The sequence below is a fragment of the Sporofaciens musculi genome (assembly GCF_009830285.1).
Lineage (GTDB): Bacteria > Bacillota > Clostridia > Lachnospirales > Lachnospiraceae > Sporofaciens > Sporofaciens musculi.
In genome coordinates, this window is record NZ_WUQX01000001.1 from 3,502,163 (window position 1) to 3,516,531 (window position 14,369).

Here is a 14,369-nt window from a genome sequence, read left to right on the forward strand (position 1 = left end):
TTTCATTATATAGACGAATGGCAGAATGTTCAAAGATGCAAATGAGCGAAAAAAATAAGCGTACCACTATTTCTAATGATACGCTCACGGTTTTAAATAACCTCAAAGTGTTTCAAAGCCTCCTTTATCGCTTCCGCTTTCTCCGCCGTCGGATGCTTCCTCGGCTGTTTCAATTCCTCTACCGCATTAGGGGCATCATACATCGGCAATCCTAACTCCCTTTTTACCTCTGCGATATATGCGGTATGTACTTTGAAGCCATACTTCGCTTCTATGTATTCCTTAATCATCTTATATGTAACTCGCTCTTTCGGCTTGTATGCTGCGGCTCTCTTGGCGATATTATCAAGCGGTACTTTACCCTCACCCTCGCCAAACTCCACTTTTACGTTGATTACGCTATCAGGTTTTTTGTGGGAAAGCATTACAACCGTCTCCACATGATAAGTCCCCGGAAACAAATCAACCCCCCTAATCCTCTCAACCCGATACCCTCTCCCTTCAAGCATCTCCAAATCCCTAACCAAGCTAGTCGGCTTACAAGCAATATAAACCATCCTCTCCACCCCAAAATCCGTAATCTTCCGAAGGGCCTTCGGATTCACCCCATCTCTAGGCGGGTCAAGCACAATCAAATCCGGTGTCTCCCCCAATTCGTCAATCACCTTCAGCACATCCCCTGCCCAGAACGAACAATTAGAAAGCCTGTTCCCTTCAGCGTTCTCCTTCGCCGCCCTGACAGCCTCCTTTACAATCTCCACCCCCGTCACCTTGCCGGCAACCGGTGCAAGAATCTGCGCAATGGTCCCCGTCCCACTGTACAAATCAAAAATCACCTTGTCCTTCGTCTCCCCAATATACTCTCGAACCGTCTCATACAATACCTCTGCCCCAAGAGAATTGGTCTGGAAGAAAGAAAAAGGCGTAATCTTAAACGTAAGCCCCAACAACTCCTCATAAAAATAATCCTGCCCATAGAGAACCTCTGTCCCCTCGTCCTGAACCACATCAGCCACGCTGTCATTCCTGGTGTGCAGGATTCCCACAATCCTTCCTCCAAGTGAAAGGGAAAGCAGCCGACTCGTCCACTCCTTCCCCCCAAAATCTTTGTCAAAATCAAACTGCCCTGTCGTCACAAGATCAATAAGAATCTCACCCGTCTTTGCTGCCTTCCTCACCAGCAAATGGCGGAAAAATCCCACATGGCGCATCCGATGATAGTAGGGAAGCCCACTCTCCCTGGCATATTCTAATGTGCAGGCAAGCACCCGTCGGAAATCCTCGTCCACAATCTGACATTTTGGTACATTGACGATATCATGGAAGCTTCCCCGCTTGTGCATCCCCAATGCCAGCGGTCCGTCTTTATACTCGTCTCCAAAGGAAAATTCCATCTTATTGCGGTATTCCTGCTTCAAAGGACTGGGTCTAACACCCTCCCAGACATAATCGCCAGTCACCGCCCCATCCATCATCTCCTTAAGCTGAGCCTCCTTCAACTTCAACTGCTCATCATAGGGAAGAGTCTGATATGTACATCCCCCGCACTGTCCGAAATGGGGGCATGGAGACTCAATCTCCATATCCGACGGGCAAATCACCTCCAATATACGACCCAAAGCCTTCCCCTTACGAACCTTATTGACAGAGAATTTCACCCTTTGACCTGCAATCCCGTTCTTTACAGTGACCACTCTCTCCTCCTCAGGAAGAAGAATCTTCCCATGATTCGGAAACTCCACCCTGTCAATTACACCTTCATACACTTGACCCTTTTTCATAATCCCCCGCTCCTCTTTCCAAATTTACTAATAATAATTTATCAGAATCCCTTCTTATATTTTGCCTTTAAAACCGTCCCCTCCTGCTCCACTTCAATCCGGTCAATACTCTTAACATACTGATTGAACTGTGCATACCCATAATCACTGATTTTAAAATCTGCATACTCCTCATACACCTTATTCCCAAGGGTGCTAAGCTCAATGCCGTTCCGTCCAGCCTTCTTCACCAGATAAACCACATACCGGTCAATATCCTCCTTCATGCCCCAGTCCTCTTTTAGCGCCACTGACACCAGGTTCCCATGCTTAATCAACTGAATACGAGAGAATTCCTCCAAAAACTTCGACAGCATATTATACCCATAGCTTCGGACGTCAAAATCCGGATACAAGCTTACAAGGCGGCTCCCCACTTCGCCAAGTCCAGTCACTTTATTGTCATCCTGATTCTCAATAATCATTTTAATAATGGCATCCTCAATCTTCTCCTTGCTCAGACTGTCATGAGGCTCCTCTGCCTTCGTACTCCCTGGCTCCTGCTCTGACAAAAGATTTTCCAATATGGTAAACTTATCACAGGCCTTACGGAAGGGCTCCGGCGTCTTATTCTCTCCCATGCCGATTACCATTTTCGCGCTCTCCCGAATCCGCGTCACCAGACGGGTAAAATCACTGTCGCTGGACACGATACAGAACCCGTCCACATCATTGGTATATAAAATATCCATGGCGTCAATAATCATTGCCGAATCCGTGGCATTTTTCCCCTGGGTATAGCTGAACTGCTGAATCGGCATAATAGAATTAGTCAAAAGCTCGTCCTTCCAGCTTGAGTGCTGGGTATTCGTCCAATCCCCATAAATTCTTTTATAAGTAATTACTCCATATTTTGATAATTCCGTAAGTATCGGTTTAATATATTTTGCAGATACATTATCAGCGTCAATCAATAATGCATAACATTGTTCATCCATCTCATTCTCCTTTCAATATCCTAAAAACACAGTCTTGCCTTGCCAAATAAACCCTCATAAAATTCTGTCTAAAAACTAGTCCCCAACACAATGCTTCCAGACAGCAGCCCCAATTATGAACCCTCACGAAAAAAGCAGGCAAGATGCCCTTTTCTTCATCTGATAGGCCTCCAACCTGCTTCCTCTATCGTACATCCTACGACATATTCTCTTATACCTGATCATCTTCATTGAAGAAATCATCATCAAAATCATCCTCAAAATCTTCTTCAAAGTCTTCGAGATAATCGGGTGTAAAAAAACAATATACCGCATAAGCGATTGCCGCAATACCTGCAACTGCGCCCATGATTGCAAGAACCCACAAAAGTGTCTTGCTGTTCTTGTCTTCTTCCTTCTTATTCATCAGCTCACTCAATCTTGATGCTGCAATCAGTTCTTCGACTTTATTCATGCTCCCACATCCTTTCCATATGCTTTTCCCAGCAATTCAAATATTATAAATATTATAACACTATATTTTTAAGATTACTACACATTTCTGGAAATCTTTTAAAAAGTTACACTATATCTTCTGAAGTTTTGCAAATGATGCGAACATCTTCTTAATTCCCCGCTCATCAAAATCCACTGTCACCTCATAATCCCGTCCGCCTTCCACAATGGCTTTCACGGTTCCTTCCCCGAATTTCCCGTGAAGCACCCTGTCGCCTGCCTCATAGGCAAGCTTCCCGCCTAAAGGCGTCCCAAACTGTTTTGCAGGTTTTTGCGCTGCATACAGCTTCGTCTGAAATGCCTGCTTTGCCTGTTTATAAACATTCTTAACCGGCGCCTCCACAAGCTTTTCCACCTTCACCCCTGTAGATACCAACTCCACAGGAACCTCATTCACAAAACGGGACATCCTGTTATACTGAGTCTCCCCCCGAATCATACGGCGTCTCGCACAGGTCAGGGTCAGGTTCTTACGAGCCCTCGTAATCCCAACGTAACAAAGCCGCCTCTCCTCCTCCAAATCTCCCGGATCCTCGGAGGTAATCGTCATATAACTGGGGAATATCCCATCCTCCAATCCTACCAGATACACATGAGGGAATTCCAGCCCCTTAGCACTATGTAATGTCATGAGAACGACATAATCCTTGCTCTCGTCCATGCTGTCAATATCCGCCACCAGGGCAACCTCCGCCAGAAAACCACTTAAAGTCACAGGCTCATCCATTTCCTCGCAAGTCTCCTCGTAGGCGACAATCTTACTGATTAATTCGTCAATGTTCTCAATCCTTGCCTCTGCTTCTTCGTCTCCCTCAGCCTTCAGGCTCTCCACATATCCTGTCTCCTCGATGATCTCCTCCATCAGCTTGGACACAGACATGTCCTTTGCATCTGTCTTAAAATGCTCGATTAAGGCCACAAACGATTCAAGCTTGGACGCGCCTCTACCAATATCTGGAATCAACTCCACCGCCTTAAGGGCATCATAGAAGCCAATCTCCCGCTTTGCGGCATATTCCTGGACACGGTTGATACTGGTCAGACCAATCCCCCGCTTCGGCACATTTACAATCCGGCGCACAGCCAGGTCATCCTGCCCATTATCCACCGTTTTCAAATAACACAGCAAATCCTTAATTTCACGCCTTCCATAGAAGTTAATGCCTCCGACAATCTTATACGGAATATTCTCAGTTACAAACTTTTCCTCAAACATACGGGACTGTGCATTGGTTCGGTACAGAATCGCATGATCCTGATAAGTGCGCTCCCCATGGGCTACATTTTTTTTGATATCATTCACAATATACTCTGCCTCGTCATATCCGGTATCAAACTGACGAAACGCCAGCTTCTCCCCCTCTCCGTTATCCGTCCAAAGAGTCTTGTCCTTTCTTCCCACATTATGACGAATTACTGCATTAGCCGCATTTAAAATATGCCCTGTAGAACGGTAATTCTGCTCAAGCTTAATAGTCCTGGCATCCTCGAAAACCTGTTCAAAATCCAAAATATTCTTAATATTTGCCCCACGGAACTTGTAAATGGACTGGTCGTCATCCCCCACTACACAGAGATTCCGGTACTTCGACGCCAGAAGCCGCACCAACTCAAACTGTACGGTATTCGTATCCTGATACTCGTCCACCATAATATAGCGAAAACGGTCCTGATAATATTCCAGAACCTCTTTCTGTGTCTGGAACAACTGTACGGTCTTCACAAGCAAATCATCGAAATCCAACGCATTATTGGCCCGAAGCTGCTTCTCATACTCCTCATACACCTCACCAATCTTCTGCCTGCCGAAATCCCCCTCTGCCCTGCGCCGAAACTCTTGTGGCGTCAGCAGCTCCTCTTTTGCGTGTGATACCGCGGCCATCAGAGCTCGCTCCTTGTAAACCTTGGTATCAATCTTCAACAGCTTACACACATCCTTCATCAAGGTTTTCTGGTCATCCGTATCATAGATGGTAAAGTTTGTATCATAACCAAGCAAGCCGATATGTCTGCGCAGAATCCGGACACACATAGAATGGAAGGTGCTGACCCAGACACTCTCCGCTCCGAATTCCACCAGCTTATCCACACGCTCCCGCATTTCACCCGCCGCTTTGTTGGTAAATGTAATCGCAAGGATATTCCACGGATTAACTCCCTTTTCTTCGATTAAATAGGCAATCCTGTGAGTCAGCACCCTCGTCTTTCCTGAACCTGCCCCTGCAAGCACCAAAAGCGGTCCTTCTGTATGAAGCACCGCCCTTTTCTGTTGTTCATTTAACGTATCGTATATACCCAATCCTCTTGTGTCCTCCCTCATCTGCATTGTTAAGCTCTGCATTTTACAAAAGTAACTGGATATATTATAGTGTTTTCCTGTGAAAACTGCAACAATATTTCACATATTTGTTGCCGCTTACGCCTGAGTGGGAAGCAACAGCAAATATACTTACATCTGGCTCATCAGGTTCACCATCTCAATCGCTGACAGGGCGCAATCATAGCCCTTGTTGCCCGCTTTACTGCCTGCGCGGGCGATTGCCTGCTCAATATTCTCCGTTGTCACTACTCCGAATATTACCGGTACGCCCGTAGCAAGTCCCACCTGAGCCACACCTTTAGAAACCTCGTTGCACACATAATCATAATGGGAGGTATCCCCGCGAATCACAGCCCCCACACAGACTACCGCATCATACTTGCCTGACTTCGCCATCTTAGAGGCCACCACCGGAATCTCGAAGGCGCCTGGCACCCATGCTGCCGTGATATTTTCCTCCTCCACGCCATGGCGCACCAAACCGTCCACAGCGCCGCCCAGCAGTTTATTTACAATAATCTCGTTAAATCTGGACGCTACAATTCCCACCTTCATTCCCTCTGGTGCAACTACTTTTCCTTCCAATACCTGAATCTGTTTCATGTTCATTTCCTCCTAAAATGTAATATTGTTAAATATATGTCCCATTTTTTCCTGCTTTGTCTTCATATAGTTGATGTCATACTTCTGAGGCTCAATCTCAATAGGCACACGCTCGCGAATCTCCAGCCCAAAATCACTTAACCCATAAACCTTATCCGGATTATTGGTCAGCAGACGCAGAGATTTCACCCCAAGCTCAGACAAGATTTGGGCCCCCACCCAGTATTCCCGCAGATCCGGCGCAAACCCAAGGCTTATATTCGCCTCTACAGTGTCCATACCCTCCTCTTGAAGCTGGTAGGCCTTCAGCTTATTAATCAGCCCGATTCCGCGTCCCTCCTGGCGCATATACAGGACGATTCCACGTCCCTCCTCCTCAATCTGGCGCATTGCTTCCTTTAGCTGATTTCCGCAGTCACAGCGAAGGGAGCCGAACACATCTCCGGTCATACATTCTGAGTGTACCCGACAGAGAACATTTTCCCCGTCGCCAATCTCCCCCTTGACCAGCGCCAAATGATGCTCGCCGGTAATATCATTGACAAACCCATGAATCTGAAAATGCCCGTACTGGGTGGGCATTTTTGCACACGCCTCCTCTATCACATGCTTTTCATGAATCCGGCAATAATCCTGTAAGTCTTTGATTGTAATGAATTTAAGGTCATAGGCTTTGGCAAGCTTCCACAGGTTCGGCGTACGCATCATGGTGCCGTCGTCCTCCATAATCTCACAGCAGACACCGCACTCCTTAAGCCCAGCCAGACGCATAAGGTCAACCGTGGCCTCTGTATGCCCATTGCGCATCAAAACCCCGCCTTCTCTTGCAATCAAAGGAAATACATGCCCTGGCTTCCTCATATCCTCCGGCCTGGTAGTATCGTCCACGCATTTCATCATAGTATAAGAACGCTCTGCCGCCGAGATTCCAGTTGTGGTATCCACATGGTCAATGGACACAGTAAACGCCGTTCCGTGGTTATCCGTGTTCTCCGTCACCATGGGCGGCAGACCAAGCCGAGACGCCACCTTTTCACTCATTGGAGTGCATATAAGCCCCTTGGCATGAGTCGCCATAAAATTAATGTTCTCCTGGGTTGCAAACTGCGCTCCACATATCATATCCCCTTCATTTTCACGATCCGGATCATCCGTTACCAGAATAATCTTCCCTGCCCTCAGTTCTTCCAGGGCCTCTTCCACCGTATTGTATTGATACTGCTGCTCCATATCATATCCTCCTGTGCGTATGTATTTTTCCTCATCGTTCTTATGCTGCAGCCTTACTCTTAGATTCCATATTCCTTCAAAAAATCCATGGTAAGCCCTGAAGCCCCTTCCTCTTTCTTTGTATTGCCAAGCCCCAACAGCTTCTCCACATATTTCCCTACAATATCATTCTCCAGATTGACCAGATCACCCGTCTTCTTCTTAAGAAGCGTCGTCTCCTCGCCTGTATGGGGAATGACCGATACCTGGAAGCCCGTCTCACTGACCGATGCCACCGTCAGGCTGATTCCGTCTATGCCTACAGACCCCTTTTCCACAATGAGCCGCAACACAGCCGGCTTTGTCCGGATTGTTACCCATACCGCGTTTTCCTCCCTGCGCAGCTTCTCAATCACGCCTGTACCGTCAATATGACCCGACATGATATGCCCTCCAAATCGCTCTCCCGCTGCCATCGCCCTCTCAAGATTCACCAAATCACCGACTTTTTGCTGTCCCAGAGCGCTTCTTCGATAAGTCTCTGCCATCATATCCGCGGTAAATCCGTCATGGCTTAAAGATGTGACTGTCAGGCACACGCCGTTTACTGCGATACTGTCCCCTACTTTAGTCCCCTCAAGCACCTTCCTGGCCTCTATCTGAATCTTTCCAGAGCTTCCCGCCAACAAAATCTGACGAATCTTTCCCATTTCTTCTACGATTCCTGTAAACATCTCTCCACCTGCCTTACTTTATATTCTATCAGCAAATCCTCCCCTATCTGCGTCGCCTTCCCAAATTCCAGCAAAATCCCGTCTTTAGGAAGTTCTGCGCCCACGCCTGCAACCGGAGTCCGTGCGTCATGTCCGCCGAAAATCTTTGGCGCGATAAATGCCTGCACCTCCTGAACGATCCCTGCGCGCAGGGCGCTGTCATTTAATATGCCGCCGCCCTCCAATAAAATACTGTCGATTCCCTGTTCTCCCAGAATCTCCATGAGTTTTTTCAAGTCAACCTGACCGCTTCCGTTAGAAACCATAAGCGTCTGCACGCCAAGGCCCTCTAACTTCCCTATCTTCTCCTGCAGCCGCACCTCCTGCACAGGGCCTCTCTCCTTCTTCCATACAGAAGCCTCACCGTCACTATTCAGGTCTGTGGCATATGCCACAATTGTCGGATATTCCTTTGCTGTTTGGACAAGCTGGCTGTCAAGGGGAATCCGTAAATGGCTGTCGCAGATAATCCTTATCGGACTCTTTCCCTCCAAAAGCCGGACATTTAACATCGGGTCATCGGCAAGTACCGTCCCGATTCCAACCATAATTCCCATGCATCTGTGGCGCAGCTTCTGTACCTTATTACGCGCCGCCTCCCCTGTAATCCACTTGGACGCACCTGTTTTCGTCGCAATCTTCCCGTCCGCAGTCATGGCATATTTCATAATCACGTAGGGAGTACGGCTGGTAATATAATGAAAGAAAATAGGGTTCAGGCTGTCGCATTCTTTGCGCATAAAATCTTCATCCACCTGAACGCCTGCGGCTCTTAAAATTCCTGCACCTTTCCCAGCCACTTTAGGATTGGGATCAGAAGAACCAATCACCACCCTCCTGATGCCATTTTCAAGAATCGCCTCCGTACAGGGCGGTGTCTTTCCATAATGGCAGCAGGGCTCTAATGTGACGTACATCGTCGCTCCCTGGGCCGACTCCGTCAACGATGCGATGGCATTTCGCTCTGCATGCAGCTCTCCGTACCGCCTGTGATAACCTTCCCCTATAATCCGACCATCCTTCACGATAACAGCACCCACTAGAGGATTGGGATTCGTCCACCCTATTCCCCCCTTAGCAAGCTCTATGGCCCGCTCCATATAGTCCTTGTCCGTCATATGCTTCCCTTCTTTCCTAAACATCCGTCTGCCGCCTTTACTTATCCCAGTCATCCATATCCGAGCGTTCGGCGGCAAAATAAAAACCCCCGCAGATTCGTCTACAGGGGGGGATACCAAAGGGCACACCGTAAAGCATACCCTTTGGGTAGGTGGACTACGTACAGCAAGGTATACCCAAAGGGCATACCGTAATACATGCCCTTCGGGCTGGTGGACTTCGTCCATTAATGTATAGCCTCCGATACAAAAGAAAATAAAATACTCTGAAACGGTAATCCATTCCAGAGCATCTCACACAAAGTATATTCGCAAAATAATACGATCATCTTCTTCCATCCAGACTATACTGTCGGCCTCGGAATCTCACCGAATCAACCTGTAAGAAAATCTTACGGCTCGCGGGCTTTACCGCCGGTAGGGAATTACACCCTGCCCTGAAGACACATTCTATTCACTTATGTATTATAGTATAACTCAATAACATAACAATTTCAAGAACTTTATTAGAAATTATGAGCCTCCGGAATACTCTGGTACATCTGGCTTAACTGATCCTCAATAGAGAAAAAGCTATCCAGCAGACGCGGATTGAAGCTTCCACACTGTCCGGTCCCAATCATCTCTATGACCATATCTCTGGAATAGGATGTCTTATAGACCCGCTTACAGCTCAAAGCGTCATACACATCCGCCAGAGACACCACCTGCGCCCACGGAGAGATACTGCTCCCCTGAAGCCCTTCCGGATATCCTTTGCCGTCCCATCTCTCATGATGATGGAGAGCAATATCACAAGCATAATCAAATATTCTGCTGTCATGAAGCTGCGGAATACTCTCCAGAATCGCAACTCCCTTGGTGGTATGAGTCTTCATCACCTCATACTCATCCGGCGTCAGCCGTCCAGGCTTCGTCAAAATAGAATCTGGTATAGTAATCTTCCCCACATCATGCATGATGGAGGCCAGGGCAATGTCATCAATATCCTCCTGGGCCAATCCTTTGCCAATAGAGGTGTTCTCAAGCATCATCCGCGTAATCTCAGATATTCTCTGAACATGACCGCCGGATTCCTCGTTTCGGAACTCAATAGCTGTGGCCAGCGCCTCGATCATTCCCTGGTTAAGCTCAATGATCTGCTTTGCCTGTTCTAAAAGCTTAATCTGCTGCTTCTCTACCACATGATTCAAATGACGCCTGGTCTCAAACAGCTCAATCACTGATTCCACCCGCCTCATCACCACAAAGGAGACGTAAGGCTTCTTGATCACATCCATAACTCCAAGCTGATATGCCTCTTTAATCACCCTGTCATTCGCCTCGGCTGTAATGAGGAACACAGGAATCTGTTTTAAAAGCCCCACAGATTCCATCTTCCTCACAACCTCGATTCCATTCATCTCCGGCATCACCACATCCAAAAGCACCGCACAATAATGATTCTTGGGATTCAGAATCTTCTCAAGTCCCTGCCGCCCGTTCACGGCCTCCGCCACTGAGTAAGAATCCGAAAATATTTTCCGCAAGATTGCACGATTGATTGCATCATCATCGACTATTAAAATTGTATTTCTTCCTGCATCATCACACTGTTTCATTTCTAACAACTTCCTTCTTCGTTATTATATGTGAATATATAATCAGGCATTCTGATACCGTCGGATACAATCAACGATATTTCTCTGGATTGGCTCTGCCTCCACAAAAGCAGATTTCGCCTCCACAATCCTGCCGTCGCGAAGCATCGCCAGTATCTCCGTATATCGTGTGAACAGAGGAAGAATTGAAAGATTTCCTGCCGCCCCCTTCAACGTATGTACCCGTTCGGTCAATTCTTCATGAACCTCCCCGTCAAAATCCTCTGTTTGGACTGGATTTGAACTGACGATATCTACAAACATGCCAAGCATCATCTGATATAATGCCTCATCCCCTACGACGCGGTCTACCCCTTCTTGCACATTAACGCCTAACCGCTTCAATTCCTCCATAAATTCCATACCAAAAAACTCCTTTCTTACTTTTAAGAACCCCCATACTGTCTTTTGCGCTCCAGTACCTCCTGGAATGTAGACTTTAACTGGTCAACAACCACTGGCTTAGATACATGTGCATCCATACCGGATTCCAGCGCATCCCGAATATCATCCATAAACGCATTGGCAGTCATGGCAATGATGGGCACGCTCTTTGCTGACGGATGACCACTGACACGAATGGCCCTGGTTGCCCCATAACCATCTAGGACAGGCATCTGTACATCCATGAAAATAACATCGTACTCACCGGCACTTGAACTGTTAAACATATCTACTGCCTCCTGTCCATCTTTTGCAATGTCGCAGACCGCGGCGCCCAAAGATTCCAGAATCTTTACCAGAATCAACCTATTGACCTCTATATCATCCACTACAAGAATATGTTTCCCCGCAAACACACTCTCTGCCTGACTATCTGTTCGTTCCAGCTTGTCCTTTCCACTGTCCATGAGACGCTCAACGGCCTCCTTAAAGCTATGCATGAAAAAGGGCTTTGTCAGGAAATTATTCACTCCCACCTCCAGAGCTTCTTCTTCAATCTCACTCCAATCAAAGGAGGTAAAAAACAGAATCGGAATCTTAACCGGATAATTCTTTCGGATTAGGCGGGCAGTCTCCATCCCGTCAAACCCCGGCATTTTCCAGTCTAATATCATCACATCATAAGGCTCTCCTCTCTCCCTTGCCGTACGCATCATCTCTACCACCTTTTTTCCACTGGTGGTATAGCGTATATCTACGCCTGTATGCTTCATGGCCTTTACAATGTTCTGACACACATATTCATCATCATCAGCAACCAGCATTCGTCTGACGCCATGCCTCTCCCAAAATGCCAAGTCATCTTCATCGTCCTCACAGTTACGCAAATCCAAATCCAATGTAAACGTGGTGCCTACACCTAACTCACTCTCCACCTCAATCGAACCTCCCATCAGGTCTACCAGGCTCTTAGTAATAGCCATCCCAAGCCCCGTTCCCTGTATCTCTCTCGTCGCAGAGCCTTCCTCCCTTGTAAACGGCTGGAAAATTACCTCCAGATAATCCGGAGACATTCCCTGTCCGTTATCCCTGATCACAAACTCAACCCGACTATACCCTTCAGTAACCCCAGGCAGCTCACAGACATTCAACTCAATACAGCCGCCCTCCTGGGTATACTTAACCGCATTCGATAAAATATTAATCAGAACCTGGTTAATCCGCAGCTTATCGCCCAACAACCGTTCATGCGTAAACGACGAAGCAAAAATCCGGAAATTCTGATCCTTCGCCTTACTCTGAGGACGGATGATTACATTCAATTCCTCAATCACCTCTGCCATGTTTACTTCCGAAATATTCAGCGTAGCATTGCCGCCCTCTATCTTGTTCATATCCAGAACATCATTAATAAGCCCCAAAAGATGCTGGCTGGCAGCATTGATTCGCTGGGTATATTCCAATACCCGCTCAGGGTTATCAGCTTCCTGGGACAGCAGGGTAACTAGTCCCATAATCGCATTCATTGGCGTACGGATATCGTGGCTGACGCTGCTCAAAAATGTACTCTTCGCTTTATTCGCCACACGGGCAAGATCTAATGCCTGAGTCAGAGTATTCTGCGTCTCCCGTTCTCTAGTTCTATCGGAAAGATAGACAACGATCTTCTTCTCTCCCTGAATCAGTACGCTGTAGACCGTCTCCCAAAACCACCTGTGCTGCCCTGTCTTTGCGTGAATCCGTTCACTCATCACAGGCTCAAAGGAATCCCCTGGCTCCATAGCCTCCAAATCTGTAAACTCCACATGTTTACCAGAACAATATTTAGCGCGCCCAAATATACGAATATCCTTAAGAACGTCCTCCACTGAAACGCCCAAGACCCGCACTACATTGGAGCTCACATATTCGACTCGTCTCTCCCTGCTGTTCAGCATGATATAGACATCATCTGTATTGTTAGACAGATAGGTAGAAAAAATATCAAACTGCTGTTTATTGTATTCAATCTCCTGGTCCTTTTTACTGATCTCCTTATGACTCCGCCAATTAAGAAACAGGCATCCCGTAAAAAACATCATAACAACTCCCAGGAATATGATTGTAAACTGGGAATTTTTGATAATCTCATCCGCTTCCTCCATGACCGCTGAAACAGGAACCACGGAGATTAGATACCACCCCTCCACATTCTCCACAGGCACATAAGTACAGATCTGCTCTCCCTGTATATTTTCAAATACCGCAGTACCTGTCTTTCGATTTCTCAGCATCTCGATAAATTCTTCTCCTCCGCCTTCTGTATCGTCTGCACTCACTACCATGTCAAACAGATTATTATAAGAATATTTATCCTTTTCGCCATTGGAGCGCATCAGAATCTCTCCTTCACGGCTCACAATATACCCCCGTCCCTGCCCGTTATAGAAGGACAAGGAAAACTCCTCTGACACTTCCTCACTTTCATATGCTTTCTGAAACAAGCCCTGTACACCGTCAGCAAATTCAAATCTCTCATAATACCCAAATGCCGTACTGCCTGAATACAGTCCAGGATAAGGATCCCGTATATCAGCTCCCGTAAGGGAACGATAGACTTCAAGCTCATCCCCCTGCATCAGAAACACCTGCTCAGATTTGTTGTTACAATATTCACCTGTTTCAAGATTAATGACTGAATAATACGCATCAATCTCCGAAAACACTTTCAGCTTTTCACGAACTCCTGCTGTATCTTTTGAATCCGTATGGGAAAAATATGTGGCATAACTGTGCAGTCTCTCCCTGTCTGCTGAGATAAAGGTATCAAACGACTGCTGCTGCTGTCTTGTTACATTCAGTACATTGCCTATCGTCTGTTCCATCAAATTACTGCGAAGTATCACGATATAGGCTACCCCAGCGCCTAAGATCAGAGCAATACATACACAAATCAGGAAGTTTACCACATAATACCGCTTATTCTTTTCTCTTTCAGTTCCTTCCACATTCATTCGCCTTCATATTCTCTCATTTTATATTTCTATTATTATACATAGATAGCCAATAAATTACAATAAAAAAACCTTA

11 protein-coding genes and 1 riboswitch are annotated in these 14,369 nt (G+C 46.7%); all 11 genes read right to left on the bottom strand.

Annotated features, from left to right (window positions below; all coding sequences use genetic code 11):
* Window positions 1-92: 92 nt before the first annotated feature.
* Window positions 93-1,781 (bottom strand): 23S rRNA (uracil(1939)-C(5))-methyltransferase RlmD, encoded by a 1,689-nt coding sequence (gene rlmD, locus GN277_RS17685; protein WP_159752222.1) that lies wholly within the window; start codon window positions 1,779-1,781, stop codon window positions 93-95.
* A 41-nt stretch (window positions 1,782-1,822) separates the two neighbouring features.
* On the bottom strand, window positions 1,823-2,758 hold the full coding sequence (locus tag GN277_RS17690; RefSeq protein WP_159752224.1) for an NYN domain-containing protein: 936 nt from the start codon (window positions 2,756-2,758) through the stop codon (window positions 1,823-1,825).
* A 211-nt stretch (window positions 2,759-2,969) separates the two neighbouring features.
* Window positions 2,970-3,212: a DUF4366 domain-containing protein gene (locus GN277_RS17695; protein WP_159752226.1), complete on the bottom strand. Its 243-nt coding sequence runs from the start codon at window positions 3,210-3,212 to the stop codon at window positions 2,970-2,972.
* Between the two features lie 111 nt (window positions 3,213-3,323).
* The gene (pcrA, locus tag GN277_RS17700; protein WP_159756908.1) at window positions 3,324-5,552 is read right to left on the bottom strand and encodes a DNA helicase PcrA; all 2,229 of its coding nucleotides are present in this window, start codon (window positions 5,550-5,552) and stop codon (window positions 3,324-3,326) included.
* 150 nt (window positions 5,553-5,702) lie between these two features.
* On the bottom strand, window positions 5,703-6,176 hold the full coding sequence (gene ribH / locus GN277_RS17705) for a 6,7-dimethyl-8-ribityllumazine synthase (protein ID WP_159752228.1): 474 nt from the start codon (window positions 6,174-6,176) through the stop codon (window positions 5,703-5,705).
* A gap of 12 nt (window positions 6,177-6,188) precedes the next feature.
* Window positions 6,189-7,406: a bifunctional 3,4-dihydroxy-2-butanone-4-phosphate synthase/GTP cyclohydrolase II gene (locus GN277_RS17710; protein ID WP_159752230.1), complete on the bottom strand. Its 1,218-nt coding sequence runs from the start codon at window positions 7,404-7,406 to the stop codon at window positions 6,189-6,191.
* 59 nt (window positions 7,407-7,465) lie between these two features.
* Window positions 7,466-8,119, bottom strand: coding sequence for a riboflavin synthase (ribE, locus tag GN277_RS17715; protein ID WP_159752232.1), 654 nt, complete (start codon window positions 8,117-8,119; stop codon window positions 7,466-7,468).
* Window positions 8,101-9,276 (bottom strand): bifunctional diaminohydroxyphosphoribosylaminopyrimidine deaminase/5-amino-6-(5-phosphoribosylamino)uracil reductase RibD, encoded by a 1,176-nt coding sequence (ribD, locus tag GN277_RS17720; RefSeq protein ID WP_159756911.1) that lies wholly within the window; start codon window positions 9,274-9,276, stop codon window positions 8,101-8,103. The genes ribE and ribD overlap by 19 nt, the downstream gene beginning before the upstream one ends.
* 323 nt (window positions 9,277-9,599) lie before the next feature.
* A riboswitch (FMN riboswitch) is annotated at window positions 9,600-9,725 on the bottom strand.
* Window positions 9,726-9,782: 57 nt separating this feature from the next.
* Window positions 9,783-10,877 (bottom strand): response regulator, encoded by a 1,095-nt coding sequence (locus GN277_RS17725; RefSeq protein WP_159752234.1) that lies wholly within the window; start codon window positions 10,875-10,877, stop codon window positions 9,783-9,785.
* Window positions 10,878-10,919: 42 nt separating this feature from the next.
* Window positions 10,920-11,279 (bottom strand): hypothetical protein, encoded by a 360-nt coding sequence (locus tag GN277_RS17730; protein ID WP_159752236.1) that lies wholly within the window; start codon window positions 11,277-11,279, stop codon window positions 10,920-10,922.
* Window positions 11,280-11,302: 23 nt separating this feature from the next.
* Window positions 11,303-14,293, bottom strand: coding sequence for a hybrid sensor histidine kinase/response regulator (locus GN277_RS17735; protein ID WP_159752238.1), 2,991 nt, complete (start codon window positions 14,291-14,293; stop codon window positions 11,303-11,305).
* Window positions 14,294-14,369 lie beyond the last annotated feature (76 nt).